Consider the following 25,978-nt stretch of genomic DNA (forward strand, 5'->3'; position numbering starts at 1 on the left):
CTCGCGCGACTCGCCCGACACGCGATGCACGACGCACCATACGGTACAGTAGAGCGTTGCGGGCGATTAGCTCAGTTGGTTAGAGCGCCACCTTTACACGGTGGATGTCGGGGGTTCGAATCCCTCATCGCCCACGGTTTCCTGCAATCATCAGCGAATGAGCATTCTTTATTTTGCCCCCGTAGGCACGTATCCCCTTACGGCAAGAGATTGTTCTATTGCCTGTTGTAATCGCATTTCTGGCACTGCGCCATCACATTGTCGCTGCTTTCCCGTTGAAAAATACCAGCCCATTTGCAGATATTCTGAAGAATCGGCACCACTGATTTTCCTCTGTCCGTTAAGGAATATTCCACCCTCGGCGGTATCTCATCGTATTGTTTGCGAGCAACAAGACCATCGTTGATGAGTTCCTTCAATGTGGAGGAAAGCACGGCATCGGTAACATTGAGCATTTCCTTGCGAATGGCGCTGTATCTCAGAACTCCCTTTTCATTCAGCACACAGATCACACGGGATTTCCATTTACCGCCGAACACTTTAAGCCCATATTCCAAAGGGCACCTAATGTCCGCCTCCATCTTCTTCCGGTACATTTCAACGCCTCCCGATTTTTCATCTTCACCATAGCATGATTACTTCGATGGATATAGTTACTATTAAATTTATAAGTAACTTATAAACTTCTTTATATCTTCCATTCGCTGAGTTAGCACGATATGCTCGAATCGCATCCGGAAAGGTGCAATGCAAGCAAAAACGCTGATAATCGGAAGGATTCATAATGAAGGTGCAAGCTTATCTTGAAATCACCATGGTCATCAATCCGGAAAACCGTCCGGCCGCGGCAAAGGTCTACACTGACTATCGTCAGCCGTTCCTTGACACCATCGAAGGTGCCCTGACAAAAGAGCTCCTTATTCGCGACGAGGACGTTCAGGTTATCCACGGTTTCGACAGCATGGAGCATGCAAAGGCATACCTCGAAACCGATTTGTTCAAGAACGATGTTTTCGTCGGGCTCAAGCCGACTTGGGCCGCTGACCCTGATGTGCGCTTCTACGAAGTTGCATAACCATACCTTTTGGCCCCTGTAGAGTTCCGTTGTCGGTGACATAGGCAACGGAACTCTACAGGGGCCAAAATTATTGTAGAAAACGTCCGTAACGGACAAGCCGACCTGTTCCATCAATGAAAAATGGCTTGAATCCTATTGGAGTCAAGCCATGGAGCATCGTGTTCACGGTGCATGCCGCACTTGCGGCAGACGCTCATTCGTCTGACGCACACCGCCCGTGTCGAGCGGAAGTCTTATCTGCCTTTGCCGAAGGCGCGCAGCCGGATACCGTTCCAATCGGAGCTTACGGTCAGCGGCGTCGCAGCATTCATGCCTGCGGTCTTGGCCGCGGACTGCACCGTGCTTGAGCTTGCGGCGCCCGGACGTCCCGGTTTCGGGGTCAACACCCACAACGGGCCATCATCGCCAAGAACCGCATACGCGTCGACGATGGTATCGGACAGCTCATCCTCGTCGTCGCCGTCACGCCACCAGATGATTACGCCATCGACAGCGGAATCATAGTCCTCGTCGACCAGTTCCTCACCGGTCAGTTCCTCGATCTTGGCGCGGATCGAGTCGTCCACATCGTCGTCCCACAGCCATTCCTGTACCAGGTCGCCGGCTTGGAAACCGAATTCTTCAGCGTTATCAGATGCCGTTTGGTTCACGTTCGCCAATATACCAACACAGCTCGAACATATACGTTACGAACGCTGGAATTGCTCACTGTTCGAGATTGCATCCGCACTGATTGCGCCTCTACGATCCGATCACCCGCTACTCGGCCTTGCACCCCGAAAGAGATGAGCCTTTCCCGTCACGGATGGCGATCAATGCCTGATATGCCTCGTCAAGGGTCGAGACCTTCACCACATTGAGTCCGTCGGGAATATGACCTACCACACCGTCGCAATTGGATTCGGGCGCCAGGAACCAGGTGGCCCCGTCACGTTTCGCTCCGAGCATCTTCAGGCGGATGCCACCGATCGCACCGACCTTGCCCTGATCATCCATCGTGCCCGTTCCGGCGATGATGTTGCCACCAGACAGCCGTTCGCCGGAGATCTTGTCAATCAGACCCAACGAATACATCATGCCGGCGGAAGGCCCGCCGATATCATCGACATGCATGGTGACCTTCGCCTGTGAGACGTCATAGCCCTTGTCTTTGAGGAAGTTCAGGGCCGCGGTGGTGGCGGAATCCTGCGAAGAAGTCATTTCCTTTTCGCTGCTGCTCTTGTATTCCTCGGTAGTCTGTCCGACCGGAACCACGGCCTCGCGCGGCATCACCGTGGTATGAGAATCGGCCCAGCCCCACAGCGCCTGCGCATTGGTGACGGGATATCCCGGCACACCTGAGGCGTTGACGGTCACCAGCAACAGCTGACCGGAATCCTTATGGGTCTTGACCCCCGATACGGCGATGACCTGCTTGCCACCGGACTCGCCAAGCACGTTCTGCGTGGGGCCGGGCGTTTCGACCACATAGGCACTGGGCAATACCATCACCAGCACACACAGGACCACGGTGAACATTCCCGTGAGATAGCGCCATGAACGGGCCGCGAAGAAGCCATCCACGCGCTTGCCGATGCGGTTGAGTGTGCTTTTGGCGTGAAGTTGACGTGTTACATGCATATTGGGCATACCTCCCATAGTATGGAAGCATCTGAACTTAAGAAAAACATGCAGAAAGCAGGGAACGGCATGGACGAGAATGCGATCCGCCAGTGGCTTATCGAGTGCTTTGGTCCGATTCAAGGTGAAATGGCTTGGAATCAGCTTTCCAACCTTCCCGATGAGATTCGCGAGCAGCTGCTCAGCCAGGACCCCAGCAAACTGCCGAATCCGGCCGAAGTGCAGTCCCTCATGCAGGCCTTCACCGCCGGAGGTCTCAATACGATGGGTGACATGCAACGCACGGTCGAGGAGGGCCCGATCAATGTGAAGTTGGCGAAATCGCTGGCTTTGCAGCAGGCGAACGACTCCGGTTCCGAAGGCAGCGTCAGTGCCGGCGACGGTGAAATCGCACGCAAGGCGATCAGCGAGGCGAATCTGTGGCTCGACACCGCCTGCGAATTCAATCCGGCTCCCGGCGAAACGCAGGTACTGACCCGTGCAGGCTGGGTCGAAGGCACCATTGACGCTTGGGCGCAGTTTGCCTCGCCCGTGGCCCAGTCCATGAACGATGCCCTGGCCTCCGTAATCGCCGACCGTCTGGGAGGCGCCGTCCAAGGTGAAATCGCCGGCATGTTCGCCGGACCGGTGCCGATTCCGATTCCGGAAGGCATGAAGGATCCGGAGCAGCTGATGAAACTGCTCGGCAACACGTCCTTCGCCATGCAACTCGGGCGCGCCGCCGGAGATCTGTCCCATGAGGTGCGCGGTAGCTTCGACCAAGGCATCGCACTGCTGAAGAATCCTTCCGGCGCGTTGATTGCGCAGAATGTCGTGGAATATGCGAAGTCGCTCGACATCGATGTGAACGAGGTCATGGCATTCCTGGCATTGCAGGAGCTGGCCCATGCCCGCCTGTTCGCCGCCGTGCCGTGGCTGATGCCGCGTTTTGAAGCGTTGATCGGCAAGTATGCGCGCGGCATCGATATCGATCTCGATGCCATGGAGGAGCAACTGCGAGACGCGGGCACCATGGATCCGGAATCGATGGCCGATGCAGTCAATCTCACCAAGGTCGGCATTCCGGACACTCCGGAACAACGGCAGGCGATGGCTTCGTTGGAGACGCTGCTGGCTCTGGTCGAAGGTTGGGTTGACGCCGTGGTCTGGCGCGCCGGCATGGCCCACATTCCGCATATCGAGCAGCTTCGCGAGATGCTTCGCCGTGAACGCGCCATCGGCGGTCCGGCCGAACGCACCTTCGAAAATCTGCTAGGCATGCAGCTACGACCGAAGCGCATGCGCGAAGCGGCGGCACTATGGGAGAGCATCGGAGCACAGGAAGGCCCCGAGGCTCGCGACGCGAAATGGTCCCATCCGGATCTGCTGCCGCAGTTGCCCGGTAACGACGCGTTGACAGGCGCGGCATCGCAGGTCGGCCATCCCGCTGAATCCGCCAACCCGCCCGCAGACAGCGAGGCGGAGAACAACGCTCCGGCCCCGGAGTCCGGCACCATCGACTGGGATGCGGAACTCAGCAAGCTTCTCGACGAGGAGCAGGGCGACGGCGGAGAGCGGGAAGAACAGCAGTAAGGCCTTCCGCCAATTCAGGACACGTCAGCTCAGGAACCGGCTGACCCGACGGCCTCGACCATCGTTGAGGCCGTCTTTGGAGCGTGCATACGACAGATGCAGGGTGTCTTCGGCGCGAGTCACGCCCACGTACAGCAGACGTCGTTCCTCCTCCAGCTGATCGCCGTCCTGCGGCGAACCGTATGGCAGGAGTCCTTCGGAACAGCCGATCAGGAACACATGCTTGAATTCCAGGCCTTTGGAGGCATGGATGGTGGAGATGGTCACACCGTTCATGTCCGAGCCGACACCCAACGCCTCCAACATGGCCAGGCGCGTCTGCGCGTCATCAGCGAGCGCGGAGTTCTGCCATCCGCTATCCCGGCGAATGCGATAGCGCAGATGCTGTTCCTGCAATGCCTTGCAGAGGATCTGTTGCTGTGCGTTGATGCGGGTCAGAATCGCACAGTCGGAAGGAGATACCCCCTGCGAGGCGAGTTTGGCTATGCGCATGGCCACGCCCTGCGCCTCTTCCGTATCGCTGGCGTATACGGTCTGTGTGACCCTCGGGCCTTGTTCCCGACCGGATTGCAGTACAAGATAGTCGTCCCGCTGCGGTGACGCTTTGAGTACTCGATTGGCGTAGTTCACGATCTGCGGTGTGGAACGATAGTCTCTGTTCAGGCTGATATCGGCCGAAAGCGGACCGAATTCACCGGCGAAATCGAGCAGACTGTAGCTGCTGGCCCCAGCAAACGAGTAGATGGTCTGCGCGGGGTCGCCTACCACGCAAATGTTGCGGTTGCCGCTCAGCCATCGTGTCAGCAGGCGATGTTGCAGTGGCGAAACGTCCTGGTATTCGTCGACGGTGAGCCATCCGATGGATGAGCGGATGGCGGCTGATGCTTCGTCATAGCTCTCCAGAACATGGCATGCGATGAGCAGGATGTCGTCGAAGTCGATTTCGCCGCGCGCCGTCTTTTCGGTTTCGTATGCCTGATACACGTCCGTGAACTGATCGGGTTCAAGCCCTGCCGGAGGTTGTCGATGCGTGGCTGCGCATACGCGTTGGTAGTCGTTCGGTGAGACCAGGGAGATCTTGCACCAGTTGATTTCCGCCTGTAGATTGCGTACCGTTTCGTCATCGACCTGCATGGTGGTGACTCTGCGCAGCGAACGCGCCACTAATTCCCTTGGCTGCCTGCTGATGTGCGGAAACGGTCCTTCGCACAGGTCGGGCCATACGCGACGGATTTGATGCAGTGCCGCGGAATGGAACGTTGCGGCCTTGACCGCGCCGTCGACTTCGAGTTGCGACAGTCTGGAACGCATTTCCGCTGCGGCCTTTACGGAGAAGGTCACGGCGAGTGCACGCCGTGGATCCCATTCGCCGGTGGCGCATGCATAGGCGATACGGCGCGTGACGGTACGGGTTTTGCCCGCCCCTGCGCCTGCGATGATGCGTACGGGTCCGTTCACCGTCGTGGCCGCGGTCCGTTGCGCATCGTCCAGCCCTTCAAGAATCGTCTCTGCGGATGCGTCCATATGCACCATTGTGCACCCTCGCATGCCATGGAGGTCATCAACGTCGGCAAGTCGGTGTTGTTTTACGCCTTTACGCCTTATGTGTATTAGTGTTGACCTTGTGACCGAACGAAGCAAACTCATGATGGCCGCCCTGACGAGCGCGGCGATGCCGAATATCGCCGTGGCGGGCGTACGTGGCAGCGAACAGACCAATTCGACCGACGAGGGTTGCGGCATCGATCATGCCGTGGTCCAGGACGCCGCCGGCAAACTGTATGATGTTTTCGCATCCAACACCGTGGCTGGCCGTAAGCGTCTCGCGGGGCGTGTGCGTGCCGCGCAGACGTTGCATCAGGCACGTGAGCTGGCCGGTCTGGGTTTCGATCTCGATCACGTCATCGCGTTTTCCAATGGCGATCTGGAACGTTCCGCCACTGGGGACACCACGGTCATGGTCGCCATGCATCATGTCGGTCAGGCCCGTTCCTTGGATTTGCTGACGCTGGACGATTGTGCCGGCGTAGGCACCGCCTTGGGTGCGATCCATCGGTTGCGGCCCACCTTTCTGCAGGAGGCGAAGTATCCCGCGTTCACGACGGGCCAGATTCGCGCCCAGCTGACCGCTTGGATCAAAAGGCTTCGGCAGGCGGGCCACGTTCCGTCGGAAATCACTACGAGCTGGTCGAACATTCTTGAGACCGACGGCCTGTGGTCGTTTACCACCTGTCCGGTGCATGGCGGTTTCCATGACGGCGATTTCCTGTTTTCCGGATCTTCCATCACTGCGATCACCAACTGGCAGGATATGCAGATGAACGATCCCGCCCGCGACCTGGCTTGGATCTTCGCCAAACTTGATGAGAACCATCGCAATGCGGTGCTGTCTTCGTATGGTCGCATGTTGGGCAATCGTCTGGATGATTTGATCATGCTACGCGCCAATCTGTGGCTGCAGATGGAACAGGTCGGCGATTTCATCTCCGCATTGAACCAGGCCGATAGCGCCAAGATCATGCAGTTCAAGGCGCAGGTCGAACGTCTTGCGCACCAATTGGGCGTCGCTACGGCCAAGACGCGCACGCAGTCGGCCCCACGTCCGCAGGATGACCGCAACGGCGACCGTCCGCCGAGCACCATCACCGTCGGTACGCTGCTGAATGAATCCGAACGTCGTCGTGAGGCGGCGCAACGGTCGCTCATCAATGATGATACCGGCGAAACCGATGTCACCGGCGAACGTCATATCGAAGCGACTTCCGAAGTCGAGGATGATTCCACCGGCGAGTTCGACGTGACCGGCAACCTCGATCAAACCGGCTCCGCACAAATCCAGGCTTCCGGAGATTCCGTCGATGATGCGACCGAGGCTTTTGACGTCACTGGCGGCCAGCATGCCGATGACGGTCCGGCGGTGCCGATCAGCACGTTCATTCCGGAGCATTCCGCGAAGGAATTGCATGATACGATGCCATCTTCCGCCACTATCGTCATCAATGGTCCGGCCGGTGACGGCGACACCAACGAGCAGACGATTCCGCAGGAGCACAGCGATGCCGCCACGATGATCATTCCGCTGTTGCAGCGTGACGAGGCCACCATGCAGCAGGCTCAGGCCAGGATCGACGGTCAGGACGTCTCCGACGCAACCGGCGGGAATACGCAGGTACAATAAATGCCAGCGCCGGGCAATACGGCATGTGCATCATCACTACTCACAAGGAGCATCATGGATATCGAACTGGGCATTCAGAACGTGGCACGCACCGTCACCTTCAGCACCGAGGAAAGCGCCGAAGCCGTGAACACCGCCATCGCCGATGCCGTGGAGCATGGCAGGACCATCAATCTGACCGATGACAAGGGCCGCCGCATCGTAGTGCCGGCCGGATCCCTCGGCTATGCCATCATCGGTTCCGAAACCAAGCATGCCGTAGGTTTCGGCAATCTCTGATTCATGTACGTTTTGGATGCCCGTTGGCGAAATTGCCGGCGGGCATTTTCATGTACGCACCGAACAGCGGCAGCACGCCTCGACGGACGATCTCACGCACGGTGTCCGCATCGGTGAGGTTCTCCCCCAGCTCGTTCGGTTTGCCCTTGCCATGCCAATCCGAGCCGCCGGTCACCAACAGATCATGTGCCGAAGCGATTGCCAGCAACCGTTCACGCTGTTGCGGAGGATTGCCGCGATGCCACACTTCCAGACCATCCAAGCCTTCCGCGATCAGGCTTTCGATCTGTCCGTCGGACAGCAGCCGCCTGTTGCGGCTCAGATCCCCCGCATGGGCGATCACCGTAACGCCGCCGGCGGCCTTCACCGCGGCGACCACATCATGCGTAGTCGGCGAAGGCGTGGGAATGTAGTACTTGCTGGAAGTGCTCACCACGCCGGCGAACGCTTCGGAACGGGTTCGATACACGCCGGCCGCCACCAGCGCATCGGCGATATGCGGCCGGCCGATGGTGGTGCGCATGCCTTCATGCGCCTGAACCTGTACGCTGTGCCACGTAATCGGATAGTCCTCGGCGATATGCTCCACCATGCGCTTGGTGCGCCGTAATCGCGCAGCCCGCGTATTGGCGAACATCTCACGAATCTGCGCATTGTCGGGATCATACTGGAATGCCAGCATGTGTACGGAGATCCGATTGTCGTCGGCGGTGATTTCCGTACCGCGCAGCAACGGCAGTTCCGCCCATGTCGCGGCCCGTTGCGCATCCGACCAGCCGGCGGTGGTGTCGTGATCGGTGATGGCAACACCCTGCAATCCTCGGGATTTCGCCTGTTCAAGCAAGGTGCGCGGCGTTTCCGTACCGTCGGAGAACACGGTATGGCAGTGAATATCCCAGCCGACGACAGGCGGTGCGGCAATACCAACGTGAGTCATATCACCATCGTAAGCTGATTGGCAGCATAACATGGCGCAAACCAGCCGGTTTGTGTCGCAAACGACCGTTACAAGGATTGACGTATGAGCGAAATCGACTACAACAAGCCACGCGGGTGGCGTCATGGTGCCACTTGGACGTATCTGATCATGCTGCTCGCCTCGGCCGTTGCACTGGTCGTATCGTTCGTGCTGTCAGCCGAGACGCTCGAACTGGCTCGTAATCCCGGGCAGAAGCTCAACTGCGATGTGAACGCGGTACTGTCATGCTCGACCGTCGCCGAATCCTGGCAGGCGGAAATCGTAAAGTTCGCAGGATTGAGCTATCCGAACGCATTCTTCGGCATCGCCGCGGAGTCGGTGTTCGTGACGATTGCCGTAATCGGCTTGACACGGATCGCCGTGCCGCGTTGGTTCGCGATCTGCACGTGGCTGGGCGGACTCGCGGCACTCGCCTATTCGTACTGGCTGACCTCACAGTCGTTGTTCGTGATCAACGCACTGTGCCCGTGGTGCTTGATGCTGATGTTTTCCACGACCGTTCAGTTCATGGCGCTCTCGCATGCGACTGCGGTCGTGCAGGAGCTGCCGATGAACCGCGACGGTGTGCGTACATACTACCGTCTCAACATCGATCTGATGATCGACGCCGTTTGGCTGGTCGCCCTCGTCGTCATCATCCTCGTCAAGGACGGCCCGATGCTGTTCGCCTGAGCTTACAGCAATTCCACTTTGCCGACGATCGTGGCGCTGCCCGTAAGCGTCACGTCATCATCGGTCACGTCCACGCGTAGGGTGCCGCCGCGAACCGTGATGGTCCAATGGTCGATGCCGGTTTTGGAACGCAACGTAATCGCCGTGGCACACAGGCCGGTACCGCAGGAGAGCGTTTCGCCGCAACCGCGTTCGTTCACGCGCATGGTGGCCTCCCCTTCGTCGTCGCCTTCGCTCTGCTCGTCGATGCGCACGAATTCCACGTTCTGGTCGGTCGGAATCTCGGGCGAGACCACCGGCTTGGCGACCAGGTCAAGCTCTTCCACGGTCGGTAGCGAGGCGAACGCATCCTCGATCACCGCGACCACATGCGGGTTGCCCATGTCCACGAACGTGCCGCGCGCCGAACCGGCGGTTCCAGGAATCGACACCTCGTACCCGTCGACGTCGCCTCGCTGCCATGAGCCCATTTCGACGCGGAACACGTCCTTGCCGAGTCCTTCCACCTCGCCGAGCGACGTCAGGATCTTCACGCCGGCGCGCGTACCAAGGCGGAACGGTTCGCCACCGGGCCGGTCGGCGAGCCCTTGCCGTTGCGCGAACAAGGTAATCGCACGCGTGCCGTTGCCGCACATTTCGGCCAGGCTGCCGTCCGCATTGCGGTAATCCATGAACCATTCGGCTTGGCCCGCGGCGCAGTCGGCGAGTTGCGCCTCCTTCAGGTCGGACACATCCTGCGGGTGCGCGAGACGAATCAGCCCGTCGCCGCCAATGCCAAAATGACGGTCGCACAGGAACCGAACTTCGTCGGCGGTCGGCTCGTATCGGCCGTCGGGATCCGCATAGACCACGAAATCATTGCCGGTGGCGTGCGCTTTGTAAACAATGCTGGGGATACTCATACCGATTCACTGTACACGCGGTAGGCTATGTGAAGACGTCATGACGGGAAGATGGGAGGAATCATGACTTCGACGGCACCGATCGGCGTGTTCGACTCCGGCTTGGGCGGCATCTCCGTGGCACGTGAGATCCGCAAGGGTATGCCGAACGAGCAGGTGCTGTACTTCGGCGACTCCGCCAACGCCCCGTATGGCACGAAAACACCGAAACAGGTGCGTGATCTGTCGTTCGCCATCGTCGAGCGTTTCGTGCAACAAGGCGCGAAGGCGATTGTAATCGCCTGCAATACCGCCACTTCCGCGGCTGCGGATGCCTTGCGTGACGCGTATGACGTGCCGATCATCGGCATGGAACCGGCATTGAAACTCGCCTGCGAGCGCGGGCAGGGGCAACGGCAGCGCGTAATCGTCGCGGCGACGCCGCTCACCTTGCGCGAACGGAAATTCGCGGTGTTGATGGACCGTTTCAAATCGGATCATACGATTTTCCCGCAGCCTTGCCCCGGTTTGGTGGAAATCGTCGAACAGGGCCGACTCGACGATCATGATCTGGTGATGCGCACATTGCATGATTATTTCGACCGGTATGATCTGTCAACGATTGATTCGGTGGTGCTTGGCTGCACGCATTTCGTGTTTTATCGTGATTATTTCCGCGAGTTGCTGCCGGATTCCGCTGCGATCATCGATGGCAACCAGGGTACCGTCCGTCACCTGAGCGTCGTTCTCGAATCATTGGGCAAACTCGCTCCGGACCAAGCCGTCGGCGGAATCGAACTCGCCAATTCCGACACTTCCGAACGAATTGCCGAATTAGCCGAAGCCCTTCTTCATCGCTGAACGCGAATGTCCCCAATACGCGCGTAAAGTCGTGGGAACGGACGAAAGGACGGCATCCATGACGAACAAGACGGCGATGATTGATGTTGGCGGTGGCTTCCGGGCGATCTTCGGAGCGGGCGTGATGGATCGCATGATGGAGGACGGCATCAGCGTCAACCACTGCTATGGCGTCTCCGCAGGCAGCGCGAACATGGTCTCCTTCATCGCCGGGCAACATGGACGCAACCATAAGTTTTACACGGAGTATGCGTTCCGTAAGGAATATGCCAGCTTCGACAGTTACATCAGAAATCACAATTTCGCCAACCTGGACTATGTGTACAGCACGCTGAGCAATCATGACGGCGAATATCCGGTCGACTATGAAGCCTTCGAGGCGAATCCGACCGGTTTCACCGTCGTCGCCTGCAATGCGGAAGACGGTTCGGCCAAATATTTCGACAAGTCGGATGTCGGCTACGACAATTTCGACATCATGAAGGCCTCTTCCGCCGTGCCGGTCGCCTGCGAACCGTATGTGATCGACGGCATACCGTATTACGATGGCGGCATCGCTGACCCGGTGCCGGTGCAGAAAGCGCTGGACGACGGCTACGACCGTGTGGTCGTGGTCCTCACCCGGCTGAAGGATGTGCTTCGCGAGCAGAAGAAAGACATCGGGCCGGCCAGAATCCTGAAACATATTCATCCGGCTGCGGCCGAACGCCTGCTGAACCGCTACCGGACGTATAACGACGAGGTCGCATTGGCCAAACAGTATGAGAAGGACGGACGTGTGCTCATCCTCGCGCCGGAAAGCCTATACGGACTGAGCACGTTGAGCAAATCGTTCGAAGGACTGGAACGCATGTATCGCGCCGGCTACGCCGCAGCCGAAGCCATTCCTGATTTTCTCAACAGCTGACGGGCGGACGCCGCACTCCCCTGCCACCCTTCGGGCAGGCGACGCTGACTCTCCTTCAGTTTGCAAGTATGTTCCTTCAGCCTGCAAGTAATGTGTTGCGTCTGTTCAACGGACTTTTCGTAACGTAAGGATTGTCCACGATGAAGAATCGGCGCAGCCGCTCTGCCGCCTTGCTGATGCCGATTCTCGGGGACGCTGCGATACGCTCGCCTTCCAGCAGGGCATTGCGTTCCAAATACAATGGAGCCGTGCTCAGGTCATGCCCGTACAGTTTCAGATCGATGCCCATGGCCTGACATAGTTTTGCCGGACCGTTCGTCAAATCGACGTCCTTGCGATTGCCGACGGTTGTGCGGCTGCCACTTCGATTCGCAAACCGCCGTTCCCGCATGATTTCAACGCCCCGCACCGGTTCAACGGCACGAATCAACGCTCCCGCGCCGAAGCCGTCATCCCCCGCACTGACATTGAAACAGCGATGCATGCCATAGGAGATATAGACGTATGCGCGTCCGGAAGGGCCGAACAGCGCCGCATTGCGTTCGCTTCTGCCGTGAAAGGCGTGACTTGCCGGATCGTTCTGATCGTAGGCCTCCGTCTCCACGATGCGGGCGGCCGCGATACCGCCATCATCGAATTCACGGATCAACAGACAGCCAAGCAATCCAATGGCCGCCTCATCGGCCGAACCGGACAATATGTCATTCGGGAAATCCCGTGACGCCATGCACTTCCTCATGCAGCACCGCCTTTCCGCATGTTTTTTCGTACGCTTGTTCATACGTTTTGCATTGCCGTAGAACGGCCTCGCGTGGTGAAACAGCTTTCATGATAGGTCGGGCGCTACGATTACGCCGACCGCATGCGTAACGGTTGGATTGCCATTCGTTGGCCTGCATATAAGCTGATGGTATCAGGAATCTTCAGAATCAAGGGAGACGCATATGCGCATAAGAACGGTGACGAACATCGATTTCGGCAGTGACGACAACCTGCTGTTCCTAGGATTCCACGGTTTCGGCAACGACGAAACCGAAATGATCCGCATCATCGAAGCACTCTACGACGGCTCCGACCATGAACCGAACTACATGTCATTCCGCGGCACATACAGCAGACCGTTCATCGGCAACAATCATTGGTACCCCGACGGCTGCTCCACGGAAGAACGCCGCCGCGAATGCCATGATGTTGGCGACGCCGTCATTGAACTACTGCGCTCGCCCTCGTACGTACGGTTCCGTAAAGTGTTGATCGGGTTTTCGCAAGGCGGCTATCTGTCGTACCGCATGGTGTTGGAACACCCCGATTCGTTTGACGCCGCGATACTGATGAGCCCGTCGTTCAAAGGTGAAGAAGGTTCTGCACCCATTACCGGCCGCACACGGTTCGCATTGTGTTATGGACGTGAGGATCGCACGATTCCCGCCACGGACCAGCACACCGCACGGGCCAAACTCGAGCAGACCGGCAATCTCACGTATTTCGAGTATCCCGGCATGGGCCATGGCATCTGCGATGCCGAAATCGCTGACTTGCGTAAGTGGCTGGGGTTGTGAGGGGGTATGAATGCCGCAAGCCGTGTACTTGTTTACAATCACGGTACATGTTTGGGATTGCCATAACTGGTGACGCCGGAATTAAGTGCAGAAAGAGAGCTTTGGGGAATGGACAGAAAAGGAAGTGGTAGACAAGAATATTTAAAATTATACTTACGCCTTATGTGTTTTATGTCGAAGCTCCGTTACTTATCGTCATCGTCAAGCAGTTTGCGAGGATTAGCCACATGCAAGGCATCACACAGCTTCACAGCCATGGTGAGCGTAAGATTACCCTCCTTACGGGCACCAATCTCAATGGCAGAGATACTCCCGCGCGTAGTACCGACCTTTTCGGCCAGCTGCTGCTGCGTCATGCCGCGCTTCAACCGTAACTCCCTCAAACCCATGACGAAATTCCTTTCAAGATCAGTCGTCGTCCCCGATAGTGCATTCCGGGTCAAGATATTCAACACCATCCACGCCATAGTGGACATTCAGAATCGTAGCCGGGTCATGCAACGCCACGAACCAGTCCACCAGCCGTTCCAACGTCATCGACGCCGCAAACTCGTGGACACGATCATAGAACGAATCCCACACCGATTGCGAATCCTCACCCGCATCCACCAATCGGTCGAACTCGCCGCGCAAACCCTCATCAGGCAGCACGGCCGACGCGAAACGCACGTCATCCAAACCAGCCCAATCGGACGCACACCGGCCAGCCAACTCCTTAACAGGAATAAGCATCGTCCCGCCATGGCGCTCCAACCGTGAAACAATAACAACCTCAGCCTTCATCACAATATCCTTTCAATCAATAAGAAAATCAACAGGGTCACATTGCAACGCCTCCGACAGGCGTCGCGCAGTATCCAAATACATTTGAGACACAGGACGATACCCGGTCTCGAACCAAGAAATATTAGGCTGGGGGATACCCGTCAAGGCTGACAGCATCCGCTGCGTCAAATGCCGTTCCCTACGAATCCTCCTCAACCCGGTCACGCCGGCTGACACGCCGCCACGCCACGCATCCTCATCCGGATACAAGTCCAACACGTTGCAATGCAACGCGTCGGCAATCCGCCGAGCCGTACCCAAATACATGTTGCGAGCCTCGGACGCATTGCACTCCAACGTGCTCAACCGCGTGTAGGCGATACCGGTCAACGCATCCAACTGGAGCAACGTCAACCCGCAACGCTCACGCCGTTCACGCAATCCCATGGCCGCTCCCATCATGTTTTAATCTCACTCTCCGTGAGGAGAGCGACCACCAGGGCCGACGGGGGACCGGGAGCTCGGCGTATTTCAATCCACGCTCTCCGTGAGGAGAGCGACTGCATGAGCGCGTAGCAGCCCTCCAGGCTGTCCTCATTTCAATCCACGCTCTCCGTGAGGAGAGCGACTCGCCGAGAACGACAGCGGACTCTTCGATCGGAAATTTCAATCCACGCTCTCCGTGAGGAAAGCGACAAGAGTGTAGTCGTTGCCGCATGCCACGTCGGTATTTCAATCCACGCTCTCCGTGAGGAGAGCGACATTGCTCCCTGCGGATGTCGGTGTGCGCGTGCATATTTCAAATCCACGCTCTCCGTGAGGAGAGCGACCCTCCATGCACTTTCGCCTTGACTTCACGGCTCATATTTCAATCCACGCTCTCCGTGAGGAGAGCGACTGGGCTATCCTCAACCTCAGGGCAATGGAACATGAATTTCAATCCACGCTCTCCGTGAGGAGAGCGACGTGATGTTCTCCGCTATCTCACGTTCCAAATCGATTTCAATCCACGCTCTCCGTGAGGAGAGCGACGGCGCTGATGCCTCCGCCGATGTCGCCGGACAGATTTCAATCCACGCTCTCCGTGAGGAGAGCGACATGTCTTGCTCCCCGTGCCGTTGACGCCGGTGAGATTTCAATCCACGCTCTCCGTGAGGAGAGCGACGCCGCCTGATGGCGGCGAATACCCGTCCTTGTCATTTCAATCCACGCTCTCCGTGAGGAGAGCGACGCATGTCATCGACTGCGACCTGCGTCATCACGTATTTCAATCCACGCTCTCCGTGAGGAGAGCGACTGATACGCCGCGGATGCCGACGCTTGCCGTGTAATTTCAATCCACGCTCTCCGTGAGGAGAGCGACTTTGCGGGTGATCTTGACCGTCGGCGCGAAAGCATTTCAATCCACGCTCTCCGTGAGGAGAGCGACTTGGTATTATTTCGTCCAGACGTGCGATTACGTATTTCAATCCACGCTCTCCGTGAGGAGAGCGACAGGCCACGAGACGCGCATGCAGGGACTTTGCCATATTTCAATCCACGCTCTCCGTGAGGAGAGCGACCACGCCGACCTGATCACGGAACACTCTCGACGGAATTTCAATCCACGCTCTCCGTGAGGAGAGCGACATAACCGTATGGTGGTTTGCCGACTATTTTGGCTTATTTCAATCCACGCTCTCCGTGAGGAGAGCGACTGGTCTGCTGGTTCGAAAGGTTCGTGCTGGCCAATATTTCAATCCACGCTCTCCGTGAGGAGAGCGACCGGCGACAACGAGCCACTGTCCGGCATCAGTTATTATTTCAATCCACGCTCTCCGTGAGGAGAGCGACGAAATGTATCTCCGTAGTTCGACCTGTCCGGAGATTTCAATCCACGCTCTCCGTGAGGAGAGCGACGACGTGGACTCGACGCAGACGCAAGACCAACCAATTTCAATCCACGCTCTCCGTGAGGAGAGCGACCCAGCTTGTGGACATCAGCGCCCGAGCCGTCCACATTTCAATCCACGCTCTCCGTGAGGAGAGCGACATGTTCGTCTTTTACCTGGGCCGCACCATGCGCATTTCAATCCACGCTCTCCGTGAGGAGAGCGACGGGTACGCACTCTTTCGAGCCGATTTGCGGATAGATTTCAATCCACGCTCTCCGTGAGGAGAGCGACGGTGGCGGCCGCACCGATCGCATTCGCCGCACCCATTTCAATCCACGCTCTCCGTGAGGAGAGCGACTTGTTCCGTCTGCTCATGTTCACACCTTTCATAAATTTCAATCCACGCTCTCCGTGAGGAGAGCGACGGGGATAATATGACCAACGTTCCGCAAATGGTTGATTTCAATCCACGCTCTCCGTGAGGAGAGCGACCGGCATCTGCCTCATCGAATTGACATCCATCCTGATTTCAATCCACGCTCTCCGTGAGGAGAGCGACGGCGAACAGGGTCGCGCTCACCTGTTCGTTGGTATTTCAATCCACGCTCTCCGTGAGGAGAGCGACCCTACGCCGATTTCATGTCGCGTGAGGTCAAGGCATTTCAATCCACGCTCTCCGTGAGGAGAGCGACGCCACCACGCAAGACTCGACAGCCACCGCAAGCAGTATTTCAATCCACGCTCTCCGTGAGGAGAGCGACGGGGAGGCGACCATGGCGTTACGGACGCTCAACATTTCAATCCACGCTCTCCGTGAGGAGAGCGACGTAGCCGAGTACGGTAAGCGTATCACGGTATGAATTTCAATCCACGCTCTCCGTGAGGAGAGCGACACGCGACCACCGACGCCATGGTCAGCCTGTTGAGATTTCAATCCACGCTCTCCGTGAGGAGAGCGACCCGGATCCTGACCCACATGCAAACCGAAATCGAGATTTCAATCCACGCTCTCCGTGAGGAGAGCGACCAACCCACGCGATTCCAGGCATATGGCCAGCAGATTTCAATCCACGCTCTCCGTGAGGAGAGCGACTGGCTGATCAACGACCCCGTAGCCTACGATAAGGTATTTCAATCCACGCTCTCCGTGAGGAGAGCGACCCAATTCGCCGGTCAATCCGATTGACGGCACCAGATTTCAATCCACGCTCTCCGTGAGGAGAGCGACCAACTTCCATATCCCGGGCAGATACCGGCATTTATTTCAATCCACGCTCTCCGTGAGGAGAGCGACTCTACAAGCGCAAGCAGGACTGCAAACGCATGGTATTTCAATCCACGCTCTCCGTGAGGAGAGCGACTAGTAGTAGTAGGAGTAGTAGTAATAAGAAAGAAATTTCAATCCACGCTCTCCGTGAGGAGAGCGACTTGGCGGAGGCTTCCACTTCCGCATCGGTGACGGATTTCAATCCACGCTCTCCGTGAGGAGAGCGACGCAATCATCTTGCACCTTAAACACGTATTTGGTATTTCAATCCACGCTCTCCGTGAGGAGAGCGACCGGCCTCCGCCGATGCTATTCGTTCGCGTGAGGCATTTCAATCCACGCTCTCCGTGAGGAGAGCGACTCGACTGCACATGATGGCGGCGCGTAAGGTTGCATTTCAATCCACGCTCTCCGTGAGGAGAGCGACGAAGCTGGTCCGGTCCACGTCGAATTTCACATCATTTCAATCCACGCTCTCCGTGAGGAGAGCGACGTACAATACTTTTGATTTTTTAGGCTCCAAATCATATTTCAATCCACGCTCTCCGTGAGGAGAGCGACTGTCGTGTTGAGCAGTTTCGGCAATGGGTTTGTATTTCAATCCACGCTCTCCGTGAGGAGAGCGACGGGTGCGACGGCCTATCTGACGGCGTACACGCCATTTCAATCCACGCTCTCCGTGAGGAGAGCGACCCACCGCCGATAAGACTGATGATGACCGCCGACCAATTTCAATCCACGCTCTCCGTGAGGAGAGCGACTTTTATATACGACGCGCCAGTTGCTCGTGGATGTATTTCAATCCACGCTCTCCGTGAGGAGAGCGACTTTTTAAGGCGGTTATATCATGGCCCAGCATGTCATTTCAATCCACGCTCTCCGTGAGGAGAGCGACGGTCGCATACGTCTTGGCAACTTCACTCTTAATGATTTCAATCCACGCTCTCCGTGAGGAGAGCGACATCATCCAACGACGAATGCCAACACAAGGCAATCATTTCAATCCACGCTCTCCGTGAGGAGAGCGACGGGTTACTGTGCATGCAAGCGCAAGCCGTCGCAGTATTTCAATCCACGCTCTCCCTGAGGAGAGCGACGGGAACTGCCCATCGACTGGGCCTACCGGGGTGAATTTCAATCCACGCTCTCCGTGAGGAGAGCGACAAATGGCGTGGGAAGAGCTCGGCTGGGGGCCGGAATTTCAATCCACGCTCTCCGTGAGGAGAGCGACTGACGCGGCCACGGATCCTCATCTCCCAATCGGGATTTCAATCCACGCTCTCCGTGAGGAGAGCGACATGAGCATCTGGCCGTCCGCGTCGCCGAGCTGATTTCAATCCACGCTCTCCGTGAGGAGAGCGACACGGATTAGGGGTGATAGACCCCCTATGCTTGTAATTTCAATCCACGCTCTCCGTGAGGAGAGCGACATTCGAGCGTATTGGCAAAACGCTGGATGACTTGATTTCAATCCACGCTCTCCGTGAGGAGAGCGACCGGACTCGGCATCCCGAACCTGCCATTCAAAGCGATTTCAATCCACGCTCTCCGTGAGGAGAGCGACTGGTGTGGGCATTGACATAATCGCATGTCTGGATATTTCAATCCACGCTCTCCGTGAGGAGAGCGACTGGCGCTGATGCCGCCGCCGATGTCGCCGGACAAATTTCAATCCACGCTCTCCGTGAGGAGAGCGACTCGGTGATCCATTCCACGTGCGAGCTGCCGTCGTTATTTCAATCCACGCTCTCCGTGAGGAGAGCGACCGGCTGATCCACGAATATGCGCGTGCTGCAGAGAATTTCAATCCACGCTCTCCGTGAGGAGAGCGACGGATTCGAAGACTACTACGAGCAGCTCCTCCGAATTTCAATCCACGCTCTCCGTGAGGAGAGCGACCTAACGTGTCCTCCATCACTTACAGGGACTTTATATTTCAATCCACGCTCTCCGTGAGGAGAGCGACGGCAGACTCAGGGCACCCTATCGGCATCGAATGATTTCAATCCACGCTCTCCGTGAGGAGAGCGACCCACGCGCACCGTGGCTCGTACCGCTTCCCCGAATTTCAATCCACGCTCTCCGTGAGGAGAGCGACGCGGCATTTGCCTCATCGAGCTCACCTCAATCCTTATTTCAATCCACGCTCTCCGTGAGGAGAGCGACGGTGCTGTTCCACGTCGGTGCGGCGCAAATAAATATTTCAATCCACGCTCTCCGTGAGGAGAGCGACCCAAACGATTCGGGCATGGTCGCGGTCGAGGACATTTCAATCCACGCTCTCCGTGAGGAGAGCGACACGCTTCATCCGACAGCACGTTCGTCATTTGCAGATTTCAATCCACGCTCTCCGTGAGGAGAGCGACTTCCCGTCATGGTACGGGCGGTGGAAGTGTCATATTTCAATCCACGCTCTCCGTGAGGAGAGCGACTGTATACGGTAGCCATTGTTTAGTCCTTTTCTCATTTCAATCCACGCTCTCCGTGAGGAGAGCGACCTGTCCGCCAGCCGCGGCCGGAGTACGGTTAAGATTTCAATCCACGCTCTCCGTGAGGAGAGCGACTGTAAAACGTTGCATCATCCATCGTGACCTTCTGCATTTCAATCCACGCTCTCCGTGAGGAGAGCGACCGGATATTGGCGTGTCCACATGAACAACGACTTATTTCAATCCACGCTCTCCGTGAGGAGAGCGACTGCACAGATGGACAGCATGTTTCACATTGTGGAACATCTATCCTTCGTACAAGTTCAAGAGTAGCAGGGTTTGAAGTCAAAACCCGTTATTCTAATCACTCTACCAAAAAATAATAACGATTCTTCTCTCTGAAATTATCAAACAGCCAAGGAAAATCGACTTACTTTTCGATTCCAAGTTCCATCCAGGTGCGAAGCTTGCCTTATTCGATGAGAGCTTCCACTTCGCACAACGACAGGCCTCGGCGTCTAAATCATCATCACATCATCTACAGGAAGATGCCGCTGTACACCATAATGTTCAATCTTCTCAGAATATTTTGTCCCTAATTTATATAAGCGCAGGCTATCCTTTTCTTGATCCATGATTTTCATCACTTCATTTACTAAAGTTAGATAATCCGATGAAGTGACCGAGCACTCGAATACGCTATTCTGCACCCGTTGCCCATATTTCATACATGTCTTCGCAACGTTACGCAACCGTCTCTTCCCCGCAGTTGTCTCAGTATTGACATCATATGCCACGACCACCATCATGTCTTATCACTTCCACATAAATGGTGGATAAGCATCTATGTCCCCGCGTAAGAAGCGCGCTAATAAAAGCGCCTGTACATAGGGAACCAGACCCCAAGAAATTTTTTCCTGCAGATACGGATGAACAATTTGTTCGGCTTTCTTTCTTTGCCAAGCACCAAGCACTGCCTTTCTTCCTGTTTCTGAGAGGAACACGCTTCCATTTTCGCGTTCTTCAAAGTCTTTCATCTGTATTGCACCAGTATTGACCAGAGTCAAAGCGAATCTATCAGCTATCACCGGACGGAACTCCTCCACTAAATCTAGGGCAAGTGATGCACGTCCGGGCCGATCGACATGCATAAAACCCACGTAAGGATCCAGTCCCACTCCCTGTAGTGCAGCACAGCAATCATTGGTAAGTACGGAATAAATGAATGACAACAATGCATTCATTCGATCAAGTGGCGGTCTTCTTGTTCTCCCCTCAAAGAAAAAGTTATCTTTATTTCTCAAAATTAAATCATCAAAAGCATAAAAATACTCTTTCGCCGCCATCCCCTCTAGGCCACGCAGTGCATCCATGGAATCGCATTGACGGATTTCTGGTAGCCGTTGTGTCAGTCGATTACTTTGCTGAGAAATCCGTTCCACATTCACTCGCAAAGCATGATCCCGTTTCGTTCGTTCTAGCACCCACTTCGCATTAAAAATCTTGCCAATGATAAATGATTTAGCAACAGGGAGAGCATCCATCTCATTATCTGCTCGACGGAATTGTTCTCTCCTCAACAGAACATTACGATTCTTCTCCCCCATGATTGAACAATAATAATGCCCTCTTGGTGAATAGAAGGACATGCTAACGCCCATCTCTCCACAACGTCCCATAAGTGATGGAGATGCTCCCTTATATGAAAAGCACAGTATTGATTCAATGGAACGAAGCGGTATTTTCGCCAGAATCACATCTTCTTGGTGCACAGCCACATTGTCATTTTCCAGTGCTAAGTATGCATCTTCGGTCATTACGAATAATGTGTTGAGAAGCTGTTTCATCGCAATGCCTCGATTCAGGAATTCATACCGTTAATTTGGAGATCAATATATTTCTGCGCAGACCTAGTTTTTGTTAACTCGGGTAAACACCAATTTCGCAAGGAGCATGCTGAGCATGCCTTTGTAGGTCTCACTTGTGGCGTATGAGCACGAGCAAACAAGTCATGCATCTGTAAAAAATCTTTCTTTACCGTATTCCGCAATTCGTCATTAAGAGGAATCCTCTCCCGCCGTTTTATCCGTTGATAAAACAAAGCACCTTCTTGAATCGTGCACGCAAGCATTTCCTCCAAGCACATCGCCTCGGCACACAGCTGTAACCGATCAGCATCATTTGTCTTAGGTTTTCCATGCTTATATTCAACGGGATACGGGTCCCATAAACCATCCCTTCCGTGCAATTTAATTCCATTTGCAGCCCTATGGAACTCCACAACATCGCAAGCACCAGTGATTCCGAGAGATCTCGAGAATACTCGCAAATCTCGCATAATTAACAAGTCTCCACGACTCTCAGAAGACTCATAATCGTGCACACGAGAATGCTCAAGCTGCCCAGCTGTGGTCAGATAATTTTCCGACCATAGCTGCTCGATATGAATCAGAGCCCACTGCCGCTTGCAAAAAGCAAAATGCTGTAGGCCAGACAAGGCCAGCCAATCTTCTTCCGGATATTCAGCTGGTCTTGTCATGGCAATCTCTCATCTTCTCTAAGCAGTCTTTAGGGTTAACGACCTTCGATGATTTCAAAGTGAAGCCCAGGAATAGCACTCTCGTCAACACTGATTTCGCCGGCAGAATCCACAGAAATAGCACGATGAACTTTAGCAGAGGAATATTGTCCACCCTTGCAGTTGTGTTCGAACCAGACGACGTTAGTTACTTCCATCGAACCTGAAGGCCGCGCTGAACTTTCATCATTCTCAAATAAGGAAATCAATGCTTCCTTAATCTTTCGTGCATCTTCCTCAGAGAAGCCAGTTCTTTCCGCCAGCTGAGGACTGATGCTCCCAAATGTTGTATATACGGCACGCCCAGAAACACGATACTTCATGCCCATAGTATCTGATGATTTCTTACCCGTATCCGTCGTCTCGCTGTTCACAGACTTCGTAATCTGCACATCATCGATGGCTATAGGCAGAGTAGAGAAAGCCGGTTGGATCGACACCGGACCTCGTACACCAAGAGAAACCTCGTCGACATCTTTAGCTTTCTTGAACGCAAAGACCTGTCCGAAAGCCCGAACATCCAACCAGTGTTCACAGACTTTGTGAAAAACAATATCCTTTGTTTTTTGCTCATCTTTCGATAGGGTCTTCAGGTAGGTATTAAAGCGTTCAGACAGAGACTTGGCCCCATCATCAGAACGCTCATCCATCTGTACAAAAATAGATTCTCCAGCATCCTGCAAGCGATTACGAATCTTACGCTTCAAGGCCACATCAGAAACCTCACCAAAGCCATCCGACGTAGTACGGGGGCGATTCCCATTCAACGGATCACCATTAGGATTCGCGTTCTCTGCAGAGAAAACCACTGCGAAATCAATCTTGTTTTTCAAGTTAGTCATGTTTTTCTTCCTTAATCTGTATAGTTTTAATTCTTAGTTCTGCTTATCTGATTCGTCTTTGTGCAGTCGTGTTGGGTTTCTCAAAGAGCGGCGCTGAGAAGAATATCCCAAGAGGAATAGAGGAGACAGTGTCTTATTATCCTCAAAATCACCCTCCTCAAAAAGAGCCATAACATCATCGATTCCGGACTGGAACCATTCAGCTCCATTCATGGTCTTCAAATACGGGATCAATTGTTTCCATAAGGCTCCCCATGTTGAATATGGTTTTGCGATAAAGTTGCTCATCAACTTCACCGCATTTGTAGGACGATCTACTTGCTGTTTCAGTAGCACACCCCGCTCAAAATAATCAGCCAGAGCTAAAAGTCGACCATATAAATAGTCACGATCCTTTCGCTCCAAATTCAATTCCATGGATACCTCCTTACTATCATGATGCCTCTTTGCTTCATCATTGAAATGCTTCTTCCACAGACTGCATGCAATTTCAAAATCACGCTCCCAGACTAAATCGCCTTCGTTATAGCTTATCGGTCTAGTTACTTTATGGAATGCAGCGTTTAAAATCGAAATAGGTAGAGCTCGATCACCGAACATACATTCGATAAGCCTCTTCTTCATGTATTTAGCATATCTTTTGTAGCTCTTGCTACTACGATCTGAAGCATCGTATGTGCAATTGATAATATCGACGAAAGACGGTGCCCCTATATAAGGGGTTCGTTTGAAGGATGTTTTGTCTCCATTTTGATTTCGTTCAAAATAAGTCAAAGGCCACGCTGTATCCGTATGCCATTTTAAAATGTTTTCAAGATACTCGTTTTCTCGTAATTCACGATAGAACGTAACACTTAGTCGTCCGGATGTCGCAGCATCAAGAATGACTATCGCCATCTTGTTTGCATGCTTCTGCAAAAAATCCGGACTGCCATACCCCCGCAGTAACGCACGAAATCTCTTCGCGTAGTTCATATCTGTTGCTATAAGCGCATCTTGCACCACATCATGTTGTTCTGATTCGCTATTCAACAGCATATGGCTAAGAGTCTCAGCGAAATTTAGCTCGGGATTCACTACGTTCTCTTCAGGTTTCTTTACCGCCCAGATGATGATGGCTTGCGTATCCGTAATCGTTGCATGGTTGTTTACAAGCCAACGCAGTGTGGAATGAATCTTTTGAGAAGTCTCCGAGTCAATTCTCAATGCCTCATCCCTATTCCCAAAACGCCCTCTATAAGTGAAATTCGTATTGTCATTTGCCGAGATGAGTTTCGCGTTTCCCGCAGTGCTGACGATGTTCTTAGGATAGTTTGAAGCCTGTGAGTAAAAATCTCTTCCAAAGATATCGGTACCAGCCCAAGCATGCTCTCTCTGCTGGAATTCAATCCATCGATTCCTAATTTCTGGATCATCGGCAACCGGGCGACACGCTTTCCCAGGTATCTCGACCTCGAAACATACACCAATTTTCTCGTCTCTACCGGTCAACTGTATACCGTATTGTATCGCATCTTTGCTAATACTATGCTCAGATACATACCGGTAAATCGCATTTAATTTCTCGTCATCGCCTTTCCATTTTGCAAGTTGGTCCAGATACATACAAGTTCTCTTAGCATCGCAGACTTTATCCACATATTGCAGCTGATCACATAATGGGTGAGGAACAGGTTTACTGGTTCTTCCCATCGATTCCTCGGTACAAGGAATAATCATTGTCCATGCAACTGCTTCCTTTTTTATACTCTCAAGACAGCCATCGGATTTCAGAATCACACGCAACTGGCCAGGCATAGACATATGATCAAGCGGTAATAGGATTTTTTTCGCCTCATCGCCATTGCCGTAGCCTTGATGTCCACGCCCCGAAGCGTTCTGTACTTCATCATACGTCTCAAGTAAGCTGGACCACAGACTCATCATTCATCTCCTTCCAGTATTCTGAAGTTTTCGCCACTCTTAAATGATTTAACCGTTTGATTCTCGCGGATAATCCGGCAATCAAGATTTGCCGAATCGGGACGATCGAATTCAATGACTCCGTTCCTCATTGTCGGAGCCCAGAACCTCGCCACCAAATCATGTTTTGGATTCTCATCCGGATAAGTGAACCCATGGAACATATAACCAAGATTCCATTGTCCGTAATCATCATAAAATCCGATATTTTCGCCGAACGCACAAGGTTCCACATATCCTTGGCATTCTCTGGTTCCAAGAAATACATCCCTGCGTCCACCTTGATTTACTGAACGTTGCGCAATTTGATAATGTTTGTTCTCATCTCGATCATCGGTAAGATCCGGTCTCTGTTCGTTCCACTCAAAATGAGCTAAAACTTGATATCTCACATCTTTGAGATATGTGTAATAGGATAGGTCGTTTCCTCCGCTCATCTTGATTGGACGGATTCCTTTTCCTTCAGTCTGTATTTTATTCATCACGCGAACTGCATCAATGACCCATGTAATTGTAGGCTTCCAGTAGATGCTTTCCGTCATGCCCTTTAATGCCTGATAGGTAGGTACTTGGTAGGAGTATTTTTCACCACCAATCCTAGTCACTGCCTCCGAGAATAGGGCATACGCCCCTGAAACCTCATATTCAATGGAATTTTTATATTTCTTCATAAGA

The 25,978-nt window shown here is 54.3% G+C and carries 24 protein-coding genes, 1 tRNA gene and 1 CRISPR repeat array; of the genes, 9 read left to right on the forward strand and 16 right to left on the reverse strand.

Annotated features, from left to right (window positions below):
- Positions 1-60 precede the first annotated feature (60 nt).
- Positions 61-134: transfer RNA gene (locus tag BBDE_RS07795), tRNA-Val, on the forward strand.
- An 81-nt stretch (positions 135-215) separates the two neighbouring features.
- Here BBDE_RS07795 and BBDE_RS07800 read toward each other — a convergent pair.
- Entirely contained in the window at positions 216-596 is a 381-nt protein-coding gene (locus BBDE_RS07800; RefSeq protein WP_003839305.1) for a winged helix-turn-helix transcriptional regulator, read from the reverse strand.
- A gap of 188 nt (positions 597-784) precedes the next feature.
- On the opposite strand from BBDE_RS07800, the gene BBDE_RS07805 reads away from it, so the two are divergent.
- Positions 785-1,075 carry a hypothetical protein gene (locus BBDE_RS07805; protein ID WP_003839304.1) on the forward strand — a complete coding sequence of 97 codons (291 nt, stop codon included), beginning with the start codon at positions 785-787 and terminating at the stop codon, positions 1,073-1,075.
- 236 nt (positions 1,076-1,311) lie between these two features.
- On the opposite strand, the gene BBDE_RS07810 is transcribed toward BBDE_RS07805, so the two are convergent.
- Both BBDE_RS07810 and BBDE_RS07815 read right to left on the reverse strand, forming a co-directional pair.
- On the reverse strand, positions 1,312-1,737 hold the full coding sequence (locus BBDE_RS07810; protein WP_003839303.1) for a DUF3052 domain-containing protein: 426 nt from the start codon (positions 1,735-1,737) through the stop codon (positions 1,312-1,314).
- 100 nt (positions 1,738-1,837) lie between these two features.
- The gene (locus BBDE_RS07815; RefSeq protein WP_003839302.1) at positions 1,838-2,707 is read right to left on the reverse strand and encodes a YlbL family protein; all 870 of its coding nucleotides are present in this window, start codon (positions 2,705-2,707) and stop codon (positions 1,838-1,840) included.
- Positions 2,708-2,767: 60 nt separating this feature from the next.
- Here BBDE_RS07815 and BBDE_RS07820 point away from each other — a divergent pair, with 60 nt between their 5' ends.
- On the forward strand, positions 2,768-4,270 hold the full coding sequence (locus tag BBDE_RS07820) for a zinc-dependent metalloprotease (protein ID WP_003844597.1): 1,503 nt from the start codon (positions 2,768-2,770) through the stop codon (positions 4,268-4,270).
- Positions 4,271-4,294: 24 nt separating this feature from the next.
- Here BBDE_RS07820 and BBDE_RS07825 read toward each other — a convergent pair whose 3' ends face one another.
- Positions 4,295-5,803, reverse strand: a complete 1,509-nt coding sequence (locus tag BBDE_RS07825; protein ID WP_003839300.1) for an ATP-dependent helicase — start codon at positions 5,801-5,803, stop codon at positions 4,295-4,297.
- Positions 5,804-5,873: 70 nt separating this feature from the next.
- On the opposite strand from BBDE_RS07825, the gene BBDE_RS07830 reads away from it, so the two are divergent.
- On the forward strand, positions 5,874-7,448 hold the full coding sequence (locus tag BBDE_RS07830) for a phosphotransferase (protein WP_074695984.1): 1,575 nt from the start codon (positions 5,874-5,876) through the stop codon (positions 7,446-7,448).
- Positions 7,449-7,502: 54 nt separating this feature from the next.
- Positions 7,503-7,727, forward strand: coding sequence for a DUF3107 domain-containing protein (locus BBDE_RS07835; protein WP_003839297.1), 225 nt, complete (start codon positions 7,503-7,505; stop codon positions 7,725-7,727).
- Between the two features lies 1 nt (position 7,728).
- On the opposite strand, the gene BBDE_RS07840 is transcribed toward BBDE_RS07835, so the two are convergent.
- On the reverse strand, positions 7,729-8,664 hold the full coding sequence (locus tag BBDE_RS07840) for a PHP domain-containing protein (RefSeq protein WP_003839288.1): 936 nt from the start codon (positions 8,662-8,664) through the stop codon (positions 7,729-7,731).
- An 84-nt stretch (positions 8,665-8,748) separates the two neighbouring features.
- On the opposite strand from BBDE_RS07840, the gene BBDE_RS07845 reads away from it, so the two are divergent.
- Complete coding sequence (locus tag BBDE_RS07845) at positions 8,749-9,378, forward strand: vitamin K epoxide reductase family protein (RefSeq protein WP_003839287.1); 630 nt, start codon at positions 8,749-8,751, stop codon at positions 9,376-9,378.
- A 2-nt stretch (positions 9,379-9,380) separates the two neighbouring features.
- Here the strand turns inward: BBDE_RS07845 and dapF are convergent, their stop codons facing one another.
- On the reverse strand, positions 9,381-10,280 hold the full coding sequence (gene dapF, locus BBDE_RS07850; protein ID WP_003839286.1) for a diaminopimelate epimerase: 900 nt from the start codon (positions 10,278-10,280) through the stop codon (positions 9,381-9,383).
- A gap of 63 nt (positions 10,281-10,343) precedes the next feature.
- On the opposite strand from dapF, the gene murI reads away from it, so the two are divergent.
- Both murI and BBDE_RS07860 read left to right on the forward strand, forming a co-directional pair.
- A complete protein-coding gene (murI, locus tag BBDE_RS07855) occupies positions 10,344-11,120 on the forward strand; it encodes a glutamate racemase (RefSeq protein WP_012902369.1) in 777 nt (258 codons plus the stop codon).
- Between the two features lie 58 nt (positions 11,121-11,178).
- Positions 11,179-12,027 (forward strand): patatin-like phospholipase family protein, encoded by an 849-nt coding sequence (locus BBDE_RS07860; RefSeq protein WP_003839284.1) that lies wholly within the window; start codon positions 11,179-11,181, stop codon positions 12,025-12,027.
- 76 nt (positions 12,028-12,103) lie between these two features.
- Here BBDE_RS07860 and BBDE_RS07865 read toward each other — a convergent pair whose 3' ends face one another.
- Positions 12,104-12,754, reverse strand: coding sequence for a DNA-3-methyladenine glycosylase (locus tag BBDE_RS07865; RefSeq protein WP_012902371.1), 651 nt, complete (start codon positions 12,752-12,754; stop codon positions 12,104-12,106).
- Between the two features lie 217 nt (positions 12,755-12,971).
- Here BBDE_RS07865 and BBDE_RS07870 point away from each other — a divergent pair, with 217 nt between their 5' ends.
- On the forward strand, positions 12,972-13,586 hold the full coding sequence (locus BBDE_RS07870) for an alpha/beta hydrolase (RefSeq protein ID WP_003839281.1): 615 nt from the start codon (positions 12,972-12,974) through the stop codon (positions 13,584-13,586).
- Positions 13,587-13,771: 185 nt separating this feature from the next.
- Here BBDE_RS07870 and BBDE_RS07875 read toward each other — a convergent pair whose 3' ends face one another.
- The 9 genes from BBDE_RS07875 to cas5c form a co-directional block, all read right to left on the reverse strand.
- The gene (locus tag BBDE_RS07875) at positions 13,772-13,975 is read right to left on the reverse strand and encodes a helix-turn-helix transcriptional regulator (protein ID WP_003839280.1); all 204 of its coding nucleotides are present in this window, start codon (positions 13,973-13,975) and stop codon (positions 13,772-13,774) included.
- 19 nt (positions 13,976-13,994) lie between these two features.
- Positions 13,995-14,369, reverse strand: coding sequence for a hypothetical protein (locus BBDE_RS07880; RefSeq protein WP_003839278.1), 375 nt, complete (start codon positions 14,367-14,369; stop codon positions 13,995-13,997).
- A 12-nt stretch (positions 14,370-14,381) separates the two neighbouring features.
- Positions 14,382-14,798 (reverse strand): helix-turn-helix transcriptional regulator, encoded by a 417-nt coding sequence (locus BBDE_RS07885; protein ID WP_228369692.1) that lies wholly within the window; start codon positions 14,796-14,798, stop codon positions 14,382-14,384.
- An 81-nt stretch (positions 14,799-14,879) separates the two neighbouring features.
- Positions 14,880-20,190: a CRISPR direct-repeat array (repeat unit 33 nt; unit sequence ATTTCAATCCACGCTCTCCGTGAGGAGAGCGAC).
- A 249-nt stretch (positions 20,191-20,439) separates the two neighbouring features.
- Positions 20,440-20,730 carry a CRISPR-associated endonuclease Cas2 gene (gene cas2, locus BBDE_RS07890; protein ID WP_003839268.1) on the reverse strand — a complete coding sequence of 97 codons (291 nt, stop codon included), beginning with the start codon at positions 20,728-20,730 and terminating at the stop codon, positions 20,440-20,442.
- Between the two features lie 6 nt (positions 20,731-20,736).
- Positions 20,737-21,768: a type I-C CRISPR-associated endonuclease Cas1c gene (gene cas1c / locus BBDE_RS07895; RefSeq protein ID WP_012902377.1), complete on the reverse strand. Its 1,032-nt coding sequence runs from the start codon at positions 21,766-21,768 to the stop codon at positions 20,737-20,739.
- A gap of 14 nt (positions 21,769-21,782) precedes the next feature.
- Entirely contained in the window at positions 21,783-22,460 is a 678-nt protein-coding gene (gene cas4, locus BBDE_RS11165) for a CRISPR-associated protein Cas4 (protein WP_003839266.1), read from the reverse strand.
- Positions 22,461-22,495: 35 nt separating this feature from the next.
- A complete protein-coding gene (gene cas7c / locus BBDE_RS07900; RefSeq protein WP_003839264.1) occupies positions 22,496-23,341 on the reverse strand; it encodes a type I-C CRISPR-associated protein Cas7/Csd2 in 846 nt (281 codons plus the stop codon).
- Between the two features lie 33 nt (positions 23,342-23,374).
- Positions 23,375-25,267, reverse strand: a complete 1,893-nt coding sequence (locus tag BBDE_RS07905) for a type I-C CRISPR-associated protein Cas8c/Csd1 (RefSeq protein WP_003839263.1) — start codon at positions 25,265-25,267, stop codon at positions 23,375-23,377.
- Positions 25,264-25,974, reverse strand: coding sequence for a type I-C CRISPR-associated protein Cas5c (gene cas5c, locus BBDE_RS07910; RefSeq protein ID WP_003839262.1), 711 nt, complete (start codon positions 25,972-25,974; stop codon positions 25,264-25,266). The genes BBDE_RS07905 and cas5c overlap by 4 nt, the downstream gene beginning before the upstream one ends.
- Between the last annotated feature and the right edge of the window lie 4 nt (positions 25,975-25,978).

It is taken from the genome of Bifidobacterium dentium JCM 1195 = DSM 20436 (genome assembly GCF_001042595.1).
Taxonomy (GTDB): Bacteria; Actinomycetota; Actinomycetes; order Actinomycetales; family Bifidobacteriaceae; genus Bifidobacterium; species Bifidobacterium dentium.